At 70.2% G+C, this 16,986-nt stretch carries 10 protein-coding genes; 4 read left to right on the top strand and 6 right to left on the bottom strand.

Annotated elements, in window-relative coordinates; translation table 11 throughout:
• Positions 1-45: 45 nt before the first annotated feature.
• From L1785_RS04340 to L1785_RS04325, 4 genes are read right to left on the bottom strand one after another with little or no spacing between them, the layout of a single operon-like run.
• Positions 46-1,482 (bottom strand): serine hydrolase domain-containing protein, encoded by a 1,437-nt coding sequence (locus L1785_RS04340; protein WP_236087917.1) that lies wholly within the window; start codon positions 1,480-1,482, stop codon positions 46-48.
• Positions 1,482-2,909 (bottom strand): GH1 family beta-glucosidase, encoded by a 1,428-nt coding sequence (locus tag L1785_RS04335; RefSeq protein WP_236087916.1) that lies wholly within the window; start codon positions 2,907-2,909, stop codon positions 1,482-1,484. The genes L1785_RS04340 and L1785_RS04335 overlap by 1 nt, the downstream gene beginning before the upstream one ends.
• Positions 2,906-5,203: an alpha-xylosidase gene (gene yicI, locus L1785_RS04330; protein ID WP_236087914.1), complete on the bottom strand. Its 2,298-nt coding sequence runs from the start codon at positions 5,201-5,203 to the stop codon at positions 2,906-2,908. The genes L1785_RS04335 and yicI overlap by 4 nt, the downstream gene beginning before the upstream one ends.
• Positions 5,200-7,275, bottom strand: coding sequence for a beta-galactosidase (locus L1785_RS04325; protein ID WP_236087913.1), 2,076 nt, complete (start codon positions 7,273-7,275; stop codon positions 5,200-5,202). The genes yicI and L1785_RS04325 overlap by 4 nt, the downstream gene beginning before the upstream one ends.
• 232 nt (positions 7,276-7,507) lie before the next feature.
• On the opposite strand from L1785_RS04325, the gene L1785_RS04320 reads away from it, so the two are divergent.
• The 4 genes from L1785_RS04320 to L1785_RS04305 all read left to right on the top strand — a co-directional run bounded on the left by L1785_RS04320 (position 7,508) and on the right by L1785_RS04305 (position 12,355).
• A complete protein-coding gene (locus L1785_RS04320) occupies positions 7,508-8,506 on the top strand; it encodes a LacI family DNA-binding transcriptional regulator (RefSeq protein ID WP_236087912.1) in 999 nt (332 codons plus the stop codon).
• A 110-nt stretch (positions 8,507-8,616) separates the two neighbouring features.
• Positions 8,617-9,558, top strand: coding sequence for an ABC transporter permease subunit (locus L1785_RS04315; RefSeq protein ID WP_236087911.1), 942 nt, complete (start codon positions 8,617-8,619; stop codon positions 9,556-9,558).
• 10 nt (positions 9,559-9,568) lie between these two features.
• The gene (locus tag L1785_RS04310; RefSeq protein ID WP_236087910.1) at positions 9,569-10,585 is read left to right on the top strand and encodes a carbohydrate ABC transporter permease; all 1,017 of its coding nucleotides are present in this window, start codon (positions 9,569-9,571) and stop codon (positions 10,583-10,585) included.
• A gap of 33 nt (positions 10,586-10,618) precedes the next feature.
• Positions 10,619-12,355 (top strand): type 2 periplasmic-binding domain-containing protein, encoded by a 1,737-nt coding sequence (locus L1785_RS04305; protein WP_236087909.1) that lies wholly within the window; start codon positions 10,619-10,621, stop codon positions 12,353-12,355.
• Positions 12,356-12,944: 589 nt separating this feature from the next.
• Here the strand turns inward: L1785_RS04305 and L1785_RS04300 are convergent.
• Together L1785_RS04300 and L1785_RS04295 are read right to left on the bottom strand one after the other, a co-directional pair.
• Entirely contained in the window at positions 12,945-14,768 is a 1,824-nt protein-coding gene (locus tag L1785_RS04300; RefSeq protein ID WP_236087908.1) for an RICIN domain-containing protein, read from the bottom strand.
• A 763-nt stretch (positions 14,769-15,531) separates the two neighbouring features.
• Positions 15,532-16,845 carry an extracellular catalytic domain type 1 short-chain-length polyhydroxyalkanoate depolymerase gene (locus tag L1785_RS04295; protein WP_236087907.1) on the bottom strand — a complete coding sequence of 438 codons (1,314 nt, stop codon included), beginning with the start codon at positions 16,843-16,845 and terminating at the stop codon, positions 15,532-15,534.
• Positions 16,846-16,986 lie beyond the last annotated feature (141 nt).

Here is a 16,986-nt window from a genome sequence, read left to right as displayed (position 1 = left end):
GCGCTCGCCTACGAGATGTTGTGGTTGCCACTCTCAGGCGTGCGCTCAGGGAGCAGAGGGTAGCGCCCTCCAGCCGGTCCCGTCGAGCCCGCCCGGCACGCGTGTCGCGGGGTCGTAGGGCGACCTCGTGAGGTGGAACGTGCCGACGTCGAGGGCCGCCGTGCGACCGTCCCGGACGTCCTGGCGCAGCCGCTCGCCCAGCCAGTAGCCACCCTCCACGCCGACCCAGCCGGCGCCGGTCACCCGGTCGAAGACCGAGCCCCGCCCGGTCTCCGACTGCGAGCGCAGGACGATCCGGCCGCCGGAGTCGAACGACAGCGTGTACGGGCTCGGACCCCAGTACCAGGTGCCGGTCAGCTCGGCCGCGAGCGCCGGGTCGGTCCCCGGCCCGGGCACCGGCAGCGGCTGGGGCGCCTCGTGCTCCTGCAGCACCGCGAGCAGGCCCGCGCCGTCGCCGAAGCCCCCGGTCGAGCTGCCGCAGACGGCGACGACGTCCCCGGTCACCACGTCGGCCCGCAGGTCGGCCGTGAAGCCTGGCACCGAACCCGAGTGGCCGACGGTGCGCAGGGCCCCGTCCTGGCGCACGCGCGCCCCCAGCCCGTGCGCGGTGGTCCAGGGACCGCCCGCCGGCCCTGCGTCGTCGACCACGACGCGCGGCACGGCCATCGAGCGGCGGGTGGCGACCGACAGGACGGCGTCGGCCACGGCCGGCGCGAGGTCGACCGGTCCCGCGCCCACGAGCCAGAGGCCGAACCGTACGAGGTCCGAGGGCGTCGACCACACCTCGCCGGCCGGGCCCATCGCACCGTACGGGGCGACGGGCTCGGCGTGCACGAGGTCGGCGTGCGGGTGGACGGCGAAGCCGGCAGCGGCGGGACCCGCGGGCACGCGCCCCGTCGAGCGCATGCCGAGCGGCTCCCACAGCTCCTCGCGCAGCACCTCGTCCCACGGACGCCCGAGCAGCTCCTCGACGAGCCGGCCGAGCACCGCGAAGCCGACGTTCGAGTAGTGGTACCGGTCCCCCGGCTCCCAGAGCGCGGGCAGGTCAGCGGCGACCAGGTCCGCCCAGCTCCCGTACCCGTGCCGCTCCCACCACGGGCCGGCGGGCTCCGCCGGGAGCCCGCTCGTGTGGCTCAGCAGGTGCCGGAGCGTCGCCCCGGGGACCGGGGCGTCCGGCAGGTGCCGGCCGACCGGGTCGGACAGTGCCACCCGGCCCGCCTCGACGAGCCGCAGGACCGCCACGGCGACCATCGGCTTGGTGATCGACCCGATGCGGAACGAGAGCTCCGGCGTCGGGCCGCCGGACACCGCAGCCCACGCGACCCGCCCCGCGCGGCCGACGGCCGCCGACAGGGCCGGCACCCGCGCCCCGCGCCGCATCCCGTCCAGGTGCGCGGCAAGGGCGTCCACGGTGGCGGGGGCGAGAGGCGTGCCCTGGCCCGGCCCGCCGAGCCGCCCCCCGGCGAGCACGGGCCCGGCCACTACGGCTCGACGTCCGTGACGGCCGGGAGCGTGCCCGTCGTGGCCAGCTTCCGGTACCAGTACGCGGAGTCCTTCCAGGTGCGCATCTGCGTGTCGTAGTCCACCCGGATGATGCCGAACCGGCGGTCGTAGCCGTAGGCCCACTCGAAGTTGTCGAGGAGCGACCACGCGAAGTAGCCGCGCACGTCCACGCCCTTGTCGCGGGCCTGGCCGAGCGCCTCCACATGATCGCGGAGGTACGCCACGCGGCGGTCGTCGTGCACGCGGCCGTCGTCGGACACGACGTCGTCGAACGCGGCGCCGTTCTCCGTGATCATGAGCGGCTGGTCCGGGTAGGTCTCGTGCAGCGACAGCAGCAGGTCCGTCAGCCCGGCCGGCTCGATGTTCCAGCCCATGGCGGTGTACGGGCCGGGCTGCGGCACGAACTCGACGTCGTCCGCGCCGATCCATGGCGAGCCCTCGGAGTCCTTGTGGCCGTCCGCCTGCTGACGCTCTCCCGCGCCCGCGTAGGTGCGCACGCGCGCCGTCGAGTAGTAGTTCACGCCGAGCACGTCGAGCGGCTGGTTCGTGATCTCCAGGTCGCCGTGCTGCACGAAGGACCAGTCGGTCAGGCCGCTCGTGCGCGCGATCAGGTCCGCCGGGTAGGCACCCTCGAGCACCGGGCCGAGGAACGTCCGGTTGGCGATCTCGTCGGCCTTGCGGACGGCGTCGAGGTCCGACGCCGACGACGGGTCGTCCGGGCGGAAGACGTGCAGGTTGAGCGTGAGCGACACCTTCGCCGCCTCGCCCAGCACGTCCCGGATCTCCTGTGCCGCCAGGCCGTGCGCGAGGTTGAGGTGGTGCACCGCCTTCAGCGCCGCCACCGCGTCCACGATGCCCGGTGCGTGCACGCCCGACGCGTAGCCAAGGAAGGCCGAGCACCAGGGCTCGTTCAGCGTGGTCCACGTGTCGATGCGGCCGCCCAGCTCCTGCGCCATGCGGCGGGCGTACCGTGCGAAGGCGTAGGCCGTCTCACGGTTGGCCCAGCCGCCCGCGTCCTCGAGCTCCTGCGGCAGGTCCCAGTGGTAGAGCGTGACGACCGGCTTCACGCCCGCCTCGATCAGCGCGTCCACGAGCCTCGAGTAGAAGGCGATGCCCTCCTCGTTGAACTCGCCGCTGCCGCCCGGCTGCACGCGCGGCCACGCGATGGAGAACCGGTACGCGCCGAGCCCGAGGTTCTTGATGTGCGCGACGTCCTCCTGCCACCGGTGGTAGTGGTCATCGGCGACGTCGCCCGTGTCCCCGTTCAGCGTCTTGCCCGGGGTATGGGAGAACGTGTCCCAGATCGACGGCCCGCGCCCGCCCTCCGTGGCGGCGCCCTCGATCTGGTACGACGCGGTGGCCGAGCCCCAGACGAATCCGTCGGGGAAGGTGCGTGTTGTGCTCATGCCGTCAGGTTAGTGCGGGACACCGACACGGCGACCTCGGCTGGACCTTGCGCACGTACCACCTGGTCGCCGGCCTCGACGGCCCAGTCGCCCGGGGCGTCGTCAGACGTGACGTGCACCTGGTCGCCGGACCGACGGACCCTGAACGTCGCCGCCGAGCCCTCCCCGGCGGGCACCGTCACGACCTCGTCGTGCCCGTCCGCCAGCTCGAACAGCCGCAGCGTGACCCCGTCCGCCCAGGCGTAGTCCGGCTGGTCGTCCCGGCCGCCCACCGGCAGGACGGTGCCCGGCCGGACGAGCAGCGGCAGCGTGTCGAAGCCGTGCTCCTCGGTCACCCACCGCGGGCCGGACACGGTCCGCGGCAGGCCGGCGCCCGGCAGCAGGCGCGTCCAGGTGCCCTCCGGGACGTAGTACTCCACGCGCCCGTCGGCCTGGAAGACAGGCGCGACGAGCAGCGCGTCACCGAGCAGGTACTGGGTGTCCACCGTCGCCGCCGTGCGGTCGCCGGGGAACTCGAGGACCATCGGCCGCATGACCGGCAGGCCCTGCTCCGTGGCCTCCTCGGCGAGCCGGCCGAGGTAGGGCATGAGGCGCATCTTGAGCCGGGTGAACGCGCGCGTCACGTCCACCGCCTCCTCGTCGAACGCCCACGGCACGCGATAGGAGCTCGAGCCGTGCAGGCGCGAGTGCGACGACAGCATTCCGAACGCGACCCACCGCTTGAACAGTGCCGGGTCGGGCGTGCCCTCGAACCCTCCGATGTCGTGGCTCCAGTACGCGAAGCCGGACAGCGCCAGCGACAGGCCGCCGCGCAGGGACTCGGCCATCGCGACGTAGGTCGACTCGCAGTCGCCGCCCCAGTGCACCGGGAACTGCTGCGTGCCTGCCGTCGCGGAGCGTGCGAACACGACCGCTTCGCCCTGCCCGCGCTCGGCCTCGAGCACCTCGAACACCGCGCGGTTGTAGAGGTGGGCGTAGTAGTTGTGCATGCTCTGCGGGTCGGAGCCGTCGTGCCACACCACGTCCGTGGGGATGCGCTCGCCGAAGTCCGTCTTGAAGCAGTCCACGCCCTGCCGCAGCAGCCCGCGCAGCTTCTCCTGGTACCACGCGGTCGCGTCGGGGTTGGTGAAGTCCACCAGGCCCATGCCGGCCTGCCACATGTCCCACTGCCACACGTCGCCGGACGGCGTGCGCACCAGGTAGCCCAGGCGCGCGCCCTCGTCGAACAGGTGCGAGCGCTGCGCGATGTACGGGTTGATCCAGGCGCTCACGCGCAGGCCCCGCTCGTGCAGGCGTCCGAGCATGCCCTCCGGGTCGGGGAACGTGGCCGGGTCCCACACGAAGTCGCACCAGTGGAACTGTCGCATCCAGAAGCAGTCGAAATGGAAGACGCTCAGCGGGATGCCGCGCTCGGCCATGCCGTCCACGAACGAGGTCACGGTCGCCTCGTCGTAGTCCGTCGTGAACGACGTCGACAGCCACAGCCCGTACGACCAAGCAGGGACCTGCGGTGCCCGCCCGGTAAGTGCGGTGTAGCGGCGCAGGATCTCCGCGGGCGTCGGCCCGTGGATCACGTAGTACTGCAGGTGCTCGCCGGCCACGGAGAACTGGGTCCGGGACGCCACCTCCGTGCCGACCTCGAACGACACCCGCTCGGGGTGCGCCACGAACACGCCGTACCCGCGGTCGGTCAGGTAGAACGGCACGTTCTTGTAGGCCTGGTCGCTCGCCGTGCCGCCGTCCTCGTTCCAGACGTCGATGCTCTGCCCGTTCTTGACGAACGCGCCGAACCGCTCCCCCAGCCCGTACACGTGCTCGCCGACGTCGAGCGTGAGCTGCTCGTGGACGAACGTGCCCTGGCGTGTGGTCGCGACGCCGACGCTCCGGTCGGTCGACGACGTGAGCACGCGCCCGTCAGCCTCGAAGTCGACACGCCACGGCTCCGACACGGACACGCGGGCGGTCAGGCCGCCGGACGTGATCGACGCCGACGTGTCGCCCGGGCCCGGCGCGACGACCTTGACGTCGCCCGCCTGCCGGTTGACCTCGAAGTGCGGCCCCGGGTCGCGACGACCCTTGTGGTGCTCGATGCGCACGCCGATCACGTCGTCCGCGGGCGCGTCGAACGTCACCGTGACGAGCGGGCGGTTCAGCGTGTCGCCCCGGTCGTGGACCGGCACCGTGGGTGCGTGCACGACCAGCCGGTCGCCCTCCGCCACGGCGCCGTCCACCCAGCGCGGCCGCAGCACCGACACGCCGGGCAGGAGCTGCCAGTAGCCATCCGTGAACTTCATGCGTTCCTCTCCATAAGGACGACGGCGCCCCACGGGTCCAGCTCCGCCTCGTCGTCGACGCGGGCACCCGTGAGCAGGTCGGTGTGGGTTCCGGGCACGGCCACCTTGGCGGGCGTGCCGGCGTGGTTGATCAGGAACAGCGCGCCCCCGCGCCGCACCGCCTCGACACCGGTGCCGTGCAGGCCCGGCAGCACGGGCTCGACGCCCGCTTCCGCGACGGCCGCGCGCAGCACGGCCGCGAGCAGGTCCTCGGACGGCACCGTGCCCACGTACCAGGCGGTGCCTGGCCCGACGGCGTGGCGGGTCAGCGCGGGCGCGCCGGCCAGGTGGCCCTCGGCGAACGTCGCCAGCACCTCCGCACCCTCGGCGCGCACCAGCTCGCCGAGCACGCCGGCGTGCCACGCCTCGGGAGGAAGGGCCGGGTCGAGCGCTCCGGGGCCGGGCACGAGCTCGACGCCGCCGTCGGGCAGCGGGGCCCACTCCTCGCCGCTCACGCCGAGCACCTCGCGCAGCAGGGCGGGCGCCCGGCCGGTCACCACGTGGGCGTCCTCGTCGAGCACGCCGCTGAACGGCCCCACCACGAGCGTGGCGCCCTGGTGCACGGCGGCGGCGAGCACGCCGGCAGCGTCGGGCGAGAGCAGGCTCAGGTGCGGCACCAGGACGACGTCGTACCCCGTCAGGTCCGCGCCCGGGCGGGCGATGTCGACGGCGACGCCGTCCTCCCACAGGGGGCGGTACCAGGCGCGCAGCTGAGCGAGCGCGTCGAGCCGGTCCGTCGGCAGGGCGGGGCCGCTCGTGGCCCACCAGGACGGCCAGTCCCACAGGGCGGCGACCCGGGCCGTGACCCGACCGCCCACGACGGGTCGCAGCGTGCGCAGGTCCGCGCCGAGGCGCCGCACCGCCCCGTGCACGCGCGTGTCCGGGCCGGCATGCGGCAGCATCGCGGAGTGGAACCGTTCCGCGCCCGCACGGGAGGCCCGCCACTGGAAGAAGCACACGCCGTCTGCGCCGCGGGCGACGGCCTGCAGCGAGCCGAGCCGCGAGGCCTCCGGCGTCCGGGGCAGGTTGTGCGTCCGAAAGCTGACCGCGCTCGTCGCGGACTCCATCAGCATCCACGGCTCGCCGCCGCGCAGCGAGCGCATCAGGTCCTGCGTGAGCGCGGCGTCGGCCGGGGCGTGCGGATCGGCCAGGTCGGGGTACGCGTCGTCGGCCGCGACGTCGACGTCGTCGGCCCACGACCAGTAGTCGGCATGCGGGAAGAAGCCCATGAGGTTGGTCGTCACCGGCCGGAGCGGGTCGACGACCCGGATGAGGTCGCGCTGCTCGCGGTACAGGTCGAGCAGGAGGTCGGAGGTGTACCGGCGGAAGTCGAGCGCCTGCGTCGGGTTGACGTGATAGGGCATGCGGCGCGGCGGGAGCACCTCGTCGAACGTGTCGTACCGCTGCGACCAGAAGGCCGTGCCCCACGCCTCGTTGAGGCGATCGACCGTGCCGTAGCGGGCGCGCAGCCACGTGCGGAACGCCTCGGCCGACTCATCGCCGTAGCAGACCTGGCCGAGCTCGTTGCCGACGTGCCACATCCGCACCGCCGGGTGCGGGGCGAACCGTTCGACGAGGTCGGACGTGATGGCCAGGGCGTGCTCGCGGTACACGCGCGACGCCGGGCTGAAGTGGTTGCGCGACCCGGCGACGAGCCGCACGCCGTCGGCGTCCACGGGAAGCGTGTCGGGGTGGAGCACGCCCAACCAGGCCGGCGGGGACGCCGTCGGGGTCGCGAGGTCGACCGCGACGCCGTGGTCGTGCAGCAGGTCGAGGACTTCCTCGAGCCAGCCGAAGTCCCGCACGCCGGGACGCGGCTCGTACCGGGCCCAGGAGAACACGCCCACCGTGACCAGGTTGACCCCGGCCTCCTGCATGAGCCGGGCGTCGTCCTTCCAGAAAACGCTGTCCCACTGCTCAGGGTTGTAGTCGCCGCCGTACAGGATGCCGAGGTCTGCGGTCAGTGCCGCGACCCGGGTGGCACCCTCGGTCGGCACGGATCGCGCCGTGGGCGCGGTGGGCCGTGCGGGCATCGTCGCCTCCATAGTTCCGCGTCGACGCTTCCGTCGAAGCGCTTCGCCAGGGTAGGACTCAGAACCGCAGGATGTCCAGCGGCAACTGAGGCGTGGACAGGAACCACGCGAACCCAACCTTTGACAAGACGATTGCCCGTACGAGGGGCCTTCCGCAGAGGCTCTCGACGGCGCGCGTCGCATCCGGGGATACCGTTGTCCTGGATCCATCCACCTCCTGAGGAGTACGCCTGTGCCGACCATCGAGGACGTCGCCCGTCTGGCCAAAGTCTCGACCTCTACGGTCTCGTACGCCCTCTCTGGCAAGCGGCCGATCTCGGCCGCGACCCGCCGCCGGGTCGAGCAGGCCGTGGCCGAGCTCGGCTACCGACCCCACGCGGGCGCCCGCGCCCTCGCCTCGGCCCGCAGCGAGGTGATCGGGCTGATGGTGCCGCTGCGCTCTGGGGTCGACGTGTCCGTCATCATGCAGTTCGTCGCGGGCGTGGTGACCCGCGGGCGCGAGCACGGGCACGACGTGCTGCTGCTCACGCAGGAGGATCTCGTGGGCCTCGAGCGCGCCACGGACGGGTCGATGGCCGACGCGCTCGTCCTCATGGACGTCGAGGCCGACGACGCGCGCGTCCCGATCCTCACCCGGTCCCGCCAGCCGGCGGTCCTCATCGGCCTGCCGCGCAACGCGTCCGGCCTGTCCTGCCTCGACCTCGACTTCGAGGCCGCCGGGCGCCTGGCCGCCGACCACCTTGCCGGCCTCGCCCATCGGGAGGTCGCGCTCCTCGGGGCGCCGCCCGAGGTCCTCGAACGGCACACCTCGTACGCCGACCGCGTGACCCGGGGCTTCCGGGAGGCGGCCGGTGCCCACGGGCTGACGGCGCACGTGCTGCCGTGTCCCAGCACCCCGGCGGGCGCGCGGGAGGTGGTCGACGAGCTGCTGGCCTCGGCCCCCGGCGTGACGGGGCTGTTCGTGCACAACGAGCGCGCGCTCCCGCACGTGCTCACGCGCCTGCGCGAGCTCGGCCGTGCGGTGCCCGGCGACGTCTCCGTGCTCGCCCTCTGCCCGGAGGACGTCGCCCTGGCCCAGCAGGTGCCGATGACGGCCATCGACCTGCCCGCCGCGACGATCGGGAGCCTGGCCGTGGACATGGTGATGGCGCGGCTCGACGGCGACCAGCCGGCCGAGACGAGGCTCCTCACGCCAGTGCTCACCGACCGAGGAAGCACCGCGCCCCGCTGACAGGCATTGACCAGAGCATTGCCCTGACCTGCTCCCCCGTGGTATCAATTCAGCGTCGAAGCGCTTCAATGCGTTTCAACGCTGACCGCGACTTCACGAGGGAGTGACAGGTGGGTCTCCTGCAACGTAGCCGGGTACTGGTCCGGGGCGAGACGCGACGAGTCTCCGTCTCCGCGTTCCTCCTGGTCGCACCGTTCCTGGTGCTGGTGCTGCTGTTCTCCTACCTGCCGCTGATCGGCTGGGTGACGGCGCTGTACGACTACAAGCCCGCGCTCGGCCTCGGCCGCAGCGAGTTCGTCGGTCTGCAGTGGTTCGAGATGCTCGTCTCGTCGCGCACCCAGCTGGAGCAGATCGGGCAGGTCATGGCGAACACCTTCGCCATGAGCTTCCTCGGCATCGCGACGTCGCTGCTGCCGGTCGTCTTCGCCATCTTCCTCAACGAGGTACGGGCGAACTGGTTCCGCAACATGGTCCAGACGCTCACGACGCTCCCGAACTTCATCTCGTGGGTGCTCGTCTACATGATCGCGTTCTCCCTGTTCTCCACGAGCGGCCTGGTCAACACGACGCTGCACGACTGGGGCCTGATCACCATCCCGGTCAAGTTCCTGGACTCCGACCAGCACGTCTGGCTGACGATGCTCGCCTGGAGCCTGTGGAAGGGCCTGGGCTGGGGCGCGATCCTGTATCTCGCCGCCATCGCCGGCATCGACCCCACGCTGTACGAGTCGGCCCGGATCGACGGCGCCAACCGCTTCCAGCTCATGCGGCACATCACGTTCCCGGAGCTGATGCCGACCTACATCGTCCTGCTCCTGCTCTCCATCGCCAACCTCCTCAACAACGGGCTGGAGCAGTACTACGTGTTCCAGAACGCCTTCAACAAGGAGCACATCCAAGTGCTCGACCTGTACGTCTACAACGTCGGCATCACCGGGAACAGCATCTCGCTCGGCACCGCGCTCAGCATGCTCAAGAGCGTCATCTCCGTGGCGCTGCTCGTGACCGCCAACGCGATCGCCAAGCGCGCTCGCGGGACGTCGATCATCTAGGGAGCGGACCATGACCACCCGGACGACCCCTGCCACGCCGGCCGCCACGGCCACGCCTCCGTCGACGCTCCCTGCGGGCGCGCGCACCGCACAAGACCCCTGGAGCCGCCGCCGGCGACGCGGCCCGCACCTGCAACGCACCCGGGGCGACCTGCCGTTCGAGATCTGGAACTACGTGGGGTTCACGATCTTCGCCCTGGTGTGCGGCTACCCGTTCTACTACCTCATCATCAACTCGGTCAGCGCGAACGACGTCAGCGCGCTCGGCGACGTACGCCTGTGGCCGGTCGGCTTCCACCTGTCGAACTACACGCAGGTCCTCGGTCTCGGCGGCCTCGCGAGCGCCACGCTCGTCTCCGTGGCCCGCACCGTGATCGGCACGGTGACCACGGTGCTCGCGTCCGCGTTCCTCGGGTTCATGTTCACGCAGGAGCGCATGTGGAAGCGTGCGCTCTGGTACCGGCTCGTCATCTTCACGATGTACTTCAACGCCGGCCTCATCCCCGTCTACGTGACGATGAAGAGCCTGGGCCTGACGAACTCGTTCTGGGTGTACATCCTTCCGGCGATCGTGCAGCCGTTCAACATCATCCTCGTCAAGACGTACGTGGAGTCGCTGCCGCAGTCGCTCCAGGAGGCGGCCGAGCTCGACGGCGCCGGCGCCATCCGCATCTTCTTCAGCATCATCTTCCCGAACATCACGCCCATCCTGGCCACCGTGGCGATCTTCACCGCGGTAGCCCAGTGGAACTCGTTCCAGGACACCCTGCTGTACGTCACGGACCAGAAGCTGTATCCGCTTCAGTACGTGCTCTATACGTACATCAACCAGGCGAGCAGCCTAGCAGCGGCGGCGCAGAACGCTCAGAGCAACCTCGGCGCGCTCGCCTCCGCCGCCACCTCGCAGACGCCGACGTCGATCCGCCTGACGGTCGCCGTGATCGTCGTGCTGCCGATCCTCTTCGTGTACCCGATCTTCCAGCGGTTCTTCGTGAAGGGCATCATGCTCGGCGCCGTCAAGGGCTGACACACAACCACACAGAACAACAGAGGAGAGTCAATGAAGACCAGAAAGACCATCGCCCTCCTGATGGCACCGCTGTTGGGGACGATGTCCCTCGCTGCGTGCACAGCGTCCGGACCCGAGGAGACGAACACCTCGATCGACCAGGACTGGTCGCAAGCAGATCCCATCACCATCGACGTCTTCAGCGCCACGGCCAACTACATGGGTATCCAGGGTGGCTGGTTCGGCAAGATCGTCAAGGACAAGTTCAACATGGAGCTGAACATCATCGCCCCGAACGTCGCGGGCGGTGGCGACACGCTCTACAACACCCGCGTCGCGGGTGGCGACCTCGGCGACCTCGTCATCGTCGGCAAGGGAAAGCAGCTCGACGAGCTGGTCGAGGGCGGCCTGGTGCTGGACGCGTCCCCGTACTACGAGTCCATGACGAACGCGGCCCAGTACGACCCGGCGGTCCAGAGGCTCAACGAGGGCAAGGACGGCGTCTACGGGTTCCCGTCCGAGGTCTCCTCGCTCAACCCGACGGAGCCGGCCGATCCCATCGACCCGACGTTCGGCGCCTATCTGCGCTGGGACTACTACGGCGAGGCCGGCTACCCGGAGATCGGCACGCTCGAGGACCTCCTGCCTGTCCTCAAGACGATGCAGGACGCGCACCCGACCGGCGAGAACGGCAAGCCGACGTACGGCATCTCGCTGTTCAAGGACTGGGACGGCAACATGATGACGATGGGCAAGCAGCCGGGGGCGCACGTCTACGGGTACGAGGAGGTGGGATTCGTCCTGGCCAAGGCGGACGGGTCTGACTACCAGAGCGCCCTCGACTCCGACGGGGCCTACGTGCGCGGCCTGCGGTTCTTCTTCGAGGCGAACCAGATGGGCCTCGTCGACCCTGAGTCGACCACGCAGAACTGGGACACGATGTTCACCAAGTACCAGGGCGGCCAGGTGCTGCTGTCCTGGTGGCCGTGGCTCGGTCAGTCGGCGTACAACACCGACCAGAACACGGCCGAGGGCAAGGGCTTCATGCTCGTGCCGATGGCGGACCAGAAGATCAGCGCGAGCGGCGGCTCGCCGTACGGCGGCGGGCTGGGGCTGACCTACAGCATCGGCTCGAGCGCCGAGGACCCGGCCCGCATCGCCGCGTTCGTCGACTGGCTCTACTCGCCGGAGGGCGCGGCGACCACCTTCGCGGGCCCGGAGGGCCTCACGTGGGAGATCGTGGACGGCGAGCCCGTCCTGACCGAGTTCGGCCGGCAGGCCCACCTCGGGGGCGGAGCGGAAGTGCCGGCCGAGTGGGGCGGCGGCGACTACGCGGACGGCGGCTCGGCGCTCAACGCGGCGAACTTGGCGTTCAACGAGGTCAACCCGAACACGGGCCTGCCGTACAACTACAAGGCCTGGCCGAGCTACCAGGCGACCGCCGCCAACCCGCTGACGGAGGACTGGAGCGCCCGCATGGGCGGCGCGACGACCACCATGGACTACCTGAAGGAGAACGACCAGATCATCGTGGCACCGGGCGCGGGCTTCACCATCCCGGCGGACGACGCGGAGATCGAGGCGATCCGCAACCAGGTCAAGGCCACCATCGTGGAGCACTCCTGGAAGATGGTCTTCGCCAAGGACGAGGCGGAGTTCGAGAGCCTGCTCGCCAGCCTGCAGGAGACCGCCGAGGGCCTGGGCTTCGAGAAGGTCCTCGAGGTCGACATGGCCAACGCGAAGGCACAGGACGAGGCTCGCGTGGAGGTCGCCAAGGAGTTCGGGTGATCCCACCGGTGACATCCGGCATCGGACGGCGACCGGGTAGCACCGGGTAGCACGAGGCCCGGGCTCCGCCAGGAGCCCGGGCCTCGTTGGTGCTTCCGTGGTCCTTGTACCGTCCGTTCCTGAGCTTGGCGGCCGACGGCGGATCGTGCAGCACGTTGTGGCAGGCCGCGAGCTCAGGCACTGAGAGCTCATCCGCCCGGACCTGGGCCTCGGGGAGGCGCTCGAGGATGGCGGCGACTCGCAGGACGATTTCGGTCGGGACGGGTGGACGTTCGCTCAACCCTGAAGTCTCGCACCAGTCACTGACATGGCCGTCGGGCGATGATGACGGACAGCACCTCCGCGCTCGATGGCTGACCATGGCTGCCGACGTCTTCGGGACATCCGGCTCGGAGCCGAGGCCACGACGGTGGCCCTGGGCGGCGCCACGAGTCGATGCACAGGTTGACCGGAGTGCTGCCCGTAGCGGGTGCCGGGCGTTGCTACCCCCGGCACCCGCGGATCGACCGCTGCGTCAGCGTCGAACCCAGCCCTGGTTGGTGCCTCCGTTGCACCCCCACACGACGGGGTCCCCTACGGAAGCGTCAGCTCACGGCGCTTTGCCGAGCAGCCGCCAGACCTGGTTCTTCTTGGTGCTGAGTACGCTCGGTGCGTCACACGTCCATTGGATGATCGGCGTGCGCGGCGCCGTGGACGCGCCGTTGACGTCGACGCACTTTCCACTGTGGACAGCGACGAGCTGGAAGTCCTGGTTACTGCCGAGTGCGCTCACCGCCTGCAAGGTGAACATCTGGTTGGTCTGGCCGTTGCAGGTCCACTGGATGACGGCTGCGCCATCGGCAGTCGAGGCGCCGTTGACATCCAGGCACTTGCCGCTGAACTCGTTGACGATCGTGTAGGTGTTCGTCCGGCCGGAGACCGGCTTGAAGTCGAGCATCTGCTGATAGCCGCCCTCGCAGTGGTACTGCTGGTACTGCGTGCCGTCGGCGGTGCTGAGGTTGGTGTCGTCCAGACACTGCCCGCTGTGCTGCACGACCGCGACGGTGGGGATGGTGCTGTTGCTCGGTGGCAGCAGCGTGACGGTGTAGCCGTCCGCGGCATCCGTCCACGGCACGCTCACCGAAGCCGAGTTGCCGCTGACAGTCAGGGTCTGGTCGGAGACCGTCACCGGACCCGTCACCGCGCCGCCGCCGTTGTACGGTATGCGCTGGACGATCGCGCGCACCCGGCTGTTCTCCACCACCGACGTGGTGTCGAGGCGGTTGAGGCTGACGGTGACGTTGCCGGTGTTGCCGTTGCTGCCCAGCAGGATCTTCGCGTTACGCGCGGAGTTGTCCTTCGTCGCCACCCCGTCGGTGTTCGTACCGGGCGTGAGGTTCACGATGTTTCCGGTCTGAGAGCCGTAGTAGCGGTACACGAACCACTCGCCGAGCGGCAGGTACTGGCCGGAGCTGTCCTTCGTGAGCAGGCTGGCCGCGTAGTCGTGCAGGTTGGGGCCCCATCCCCAGTTGGCACGCATGCCGTCGGCGCCGGCCCGCTCCAGGCGGCTGATGAACCAGCCGCCGCCACCGGGGTTCTGGTGCTCCCGCCCGCCGTACTCGTTGATCTGGTATGGCCGGGTGTTGGTCAGGCCCGCCGCGGCGATGGTCGAGTTGGCGTCGCTGACGGCCTGGACGGGGTCGTGCGGGATGGCATGCCAGCTGTAGATGTCGGGGGCGACGTTGTTGGCCTTGACGTGGTTCAGGTAGGTGGTCCACCAGGTGTTGGAGGAGTTGGGCGGGTTGGCCATGCTGGGGCCGACGATGAGCTGCCCGGGGAGGTCAGCCCGCACGGCGGCGTGGAAGCGGGACCACATCTGCAGGTACTGGCTCTGGGACCGGCCCCAGAAGCCGCCGAGGTCTGGCTCGTTCCACAGGTCCCACTCCACCGTCATGTTGTTGGCCTTGACGTCGGAGATGAGCTGGTTGACGAAGTTGTCGAACTGCGTCCAGTTCCCGTTGTCGCCGGGAAAGCCCGTGTTGGTGGTGCCGTCGGCGCCCCACAGGTCGTGCGGCAGGATGACGAAGGTTCCGCCGAGCGCCTTGGTGCGCTTGTACTGGGCGAGGGTGGCGTTCCAGCGGGTCTGGTATTCGGCGAGGCTGGTGGCGTAGCCGCCACCGTTGAGCTGCGCGCCGCCGGCCCGCTCGAAGTGCCACTTGATGTCGGTGAAGAAGTGGTCCGGCGGCTGCGACCCGTCGACAGTCAGCCCGTAGATCATGCCCGAGGCGCGGTAGGTGGGGGCACCTCCGGCGACCGAGAAATCCACTGTGACGCTCGTGTCGGCGGCCTGCGCCGGCACCAGCGGCACCAGAACGGTTGCGACGGCCGCGGCCAGCCCGGCCGCGAGGAGGGACTTTTTCCTGGGTCCGTGCATGTGCGCTCTCCTGAGGGTGCGTGCAGCGAGGGGGGTGGAGGAACCGGATCGGCGGTGCCGGTCCGGTGCTGGCCCGCAGTGCGATCGGGCGGGGCCAGCAGCTGGTGCCGGGGCGGGGACGGGGTTCAGCGATGCGTTCGAGCAGCGGTTCGACCGCTACGGCGCCCATCTCGATCGCGGGTACTCAGCCGCGGTCAGTGGTGGCCCTCAGCCCAGTGCCGGACCGCGACCACGCAAAGGCCGATCAGGATGGTGTCGTCGACGTCGACTCCACCGGTGCGCCCTGGGTGCGCGGTGCTGCGGGACACCCCGCCCGGCAGGCGATCTCGCCAATGTTCATGTCAGCGACTCCTCATCGAATCGGTCCGCGCACCTGCTCCGGCCACCGTTCTCCGTGATCGGTCGATCGGGCGACCTGGAGCCAGCGAACCGGTTCGCTGAAATGTAGTCCCGCTGGTGATCCGATGTCAATGCTGATGCATGCATATTGGGCACTAGCACGCAACTACCCCTTGACCGCCTCAGCGAGGTTCTCACCCGACGCCCCGAGGGCGGCCGACGGCGCCTTTGAGCGGTGCGCGTCGCGCGCCACGACGAGAGTCCCCGCAGCACTCACGGGTAGAACCCGGTGAGACTTCCTCACCTGCAAGGTGCCCCCGACCTTTGGACTGATACGACTTCGACAAGCCGTGTTTCCCAGGTCAGGGGCACCTTTCGCGGTCACGAACCGGCCCGCGGAAACCTCACCGATAAAGGCCCGAGGTCAGGAGAGCGTCCACTGCTGGTTCTGTGTGCCGCTGCAGGCCCAGAGGATGATCTGGGTGCCGTTGGCGGTGGCGGCTCCGTTGGCGTCCAGGCAGAGCCCGTTGTAGGTGTTGGTGATGGTGCCGTTCGCGTTGACGTTCCAGCGCTGGTTCGCGCCGCCCGTGCAGTCCCAGATCACCGCCTTGGTGCCGTTGGCCGTGCCCCACCCGTATGCATCGAGGCACTTGCCGTTGACCTTGAGCTCGCCGGCAGCGGTGCGGGTGAACGACTGGTTGGAGCCGCCGTTGCAGTCCCAGAGCACCGCCTGCGTCCCGTTCGCGGTCGCGGAACCCGGAATGTCCACGCAGCGGTTCGAGCCCGCGCCCACTATCTGGCCGCTGCTCGCGGAGCCGGTCAGGCCGAAGAAGCGCAGGGTCTCGGCGGCCGAGTGCGGCAGCCCGTGGTCGACGCCCTCCATGCTGATCGCCTCGACCAGGGCCTGGCCGCCGGTGGAGCCGTAGCGGGTGCGGGTCCAGTTCGGCTGCGGGTGGTCGGTGAACTCCGCGACCTGGTCGGTTGCGTTGACGTTGGTCCACTGGTCGATCTGCTCTTGGAAGTTCGGGTAGTACAGCGCCTCGTCCTCGGTGCCGTGCCAGATCTGCATGCGCGGCCAGGGCCCTGAGTAGCCGGGGTTGGCGCCTCGGACCGCGTCGCCCCACTGCTGCGGAGTGCGGTTGATCATGCCGGTCGCGCAGTCGGAGTTCCACTCCGAGCCGTTCGTGGTCGCGAAGCACGTGAAGGGCACGCCCGCGTAGGACGAACCGGCCTTGAACACCTCGGGGTAGACCCCGAGCAGGACGTTGGTCATCATCGAACCCGACGAGATTCCGGTGGCGAAGATCCGGTTCGGGTCGGCACCGTAGTTGGCGAGTGCGTAGTCGACCATCGACTTGATGCTCACCGAGTCGCCACCGGTGCCCGAGAGCGAGGCCTGCGACGCGACGTCGAAGCACTTGCTCGCGCGGGTCACCGACGGGTAGACGACGATGTAGCCGTACTGGCCGGCCAGCTCGTCGAACTGCGTGGCGTCGAACATCGCCGACGCGGACCCGGTGCAGAAGTGGTTGGCGACCACGATCGCCGGCTTCGGCCCGACGTTGTCGGGCACGTACACGTACATCTGGAGGTTGCCGGGGTTGTTCCCGAAGTTCGTGACCTGCGTCAGCTGGGCGGCGTGTGCCGCTTTGGGGGCGATGAAGGCCATGAGTGCGGACGCGAGCGCGATCACGAAGACCACTGCTGCACCGCGGCGCAAGCGGATGACCGAAGACATAGCCGTGCTACCTCCTTGTAGGGGGACCAGTGGAGCCTGTGGGTGGACCATGGGAGCGGGCTCCGGGGGGGGGGGGGGGGGGCCCCCCCCCCCCCGCCGGGGGGGGGGGGGGGGCGGGCGGGCCGGGGGGGGGGGGGCGGG

Origin of the sequence: Antribacter soli, assembly GCF_021568775.1 — a bacterium.
Lineage (GTDB): Bacteria > Actinomycetota > Actinomycetes > Actinomycetales > Cellulomonadaceae > Antribacter > Antribacter soli.
This window is presented reverse-complemented; position numbering and strand designations above follow the sequence as displayed.

Coding starts and splice junctions, on each gene's coding strand:
- L1785_RS04335 (WP_236087916.1), bottom strand. CDS start 2,909: ATGAGCACAACACGCACCTTCCCCGACGGATTCGTCTGGGGCTCGGCC.
- L1785_RS04300 (WP_236087908.1), bottom strand. CDS start 14,768: ATGCACGGACCCAGGAAAAAGTCCCTCCTCGCGGCCGGGCTGGCCGCG.
- L1785_RS04325 (WP_236087913.1), bottom strand. CDS start 7,275: ATGCCCGCACGGCCCACCGCGCCCACGGCGCGATCCGTGCCGACCGAG.
- L1785_RS04310 (WP_236087910.1), top strand. CDS start 9,569: ATGACCACCCGGACGACCCCTGCCACGCCGGCCGCCACGGCCACGCCT.
- L1785_RS04295 (WP_236087907.1), bottom strand. CDS start 16,845: ATGTCTTCGGTCATCCGCTTGCGCCGCGGTGCAGCAGTGGTCTTCGTG.
- L1785_RS04305 (WP_236087909.1), top strand. CDS start 10,619: ATGAAGACCAGAAAGACCATCGCCCTCCTGATGGCACCGCTGTTGGGG.
- yicI (WP_236087914.1), bottom strand. CDS start 5,203: ATGAAGTTCACGGATGGCTACTGGCAGCTCCTGCCCGGCGTGTCGGTG.